Raw genomic sequence first — 443 nt, forward strand, 5'->3', positions numbered from 1 at the left:
CCAGGTTCTCGTACCCCTCGGCGTCCGTCTTCTGGATCTTGAGCCCGAAGTTCTCGTCCATCAACTCGACGCCCGCCTCGTAGCTCTCGGGCCGCAGGAAGTGCCAGTTGCCGGCGTCGAGGTCGACCCCTCGCCGGTTCGCGTACTCGCGGAGCACCTCGGCGGTGTCGCGCTCGGGGTCGAACGTGAGCGGGAGGAACGCGGCCTCGTCGCCGAACCCCTCCTCGGCGGCGACCTCCTGTGCGCGCCGCAGCCGGAGGATGAGCGCCGGACAGACGCCGTCGGGGCAGCTCGTGTAGAAGGAGGTCCACAGGAACGCGCGCTCCCCCTCGAACTGCGCCGTCGATATCTCCTCGCCGGTGATCGGGTCCGGCACGGTGAACTCGGGCATCTCGTCGCCCTGGATCGGATGAACCGGATCGCCGCGGCTCTGCTCCGGCGGA

At 69.5% G+C, this 443-nt stretch carries 1 protein-coding gene; it reads right to left on the reverse strand.

Annotated features, from left to right (window positions below; translation table 11 throughout):
* Positions 1-443, reverse strand: a 443-nt coding sequence (locus DVK06_RS17825; protein WP_233561822.1) for an SCO family protein, incomplete at both ends; no start/stop codon positions are given.

Origin of the sequence: Halorubrum sp. Atlit-28R, from assembly GCF_003665955.1 — an archaeon.
In the GTDB taxonomy this organism is placed as follows: domain Archaea; phylum Halobacteriota; class Halobacteria; order Halobacteriales; family Haloferacaceae; genus Halorubrum; species Halorubrum tropicale.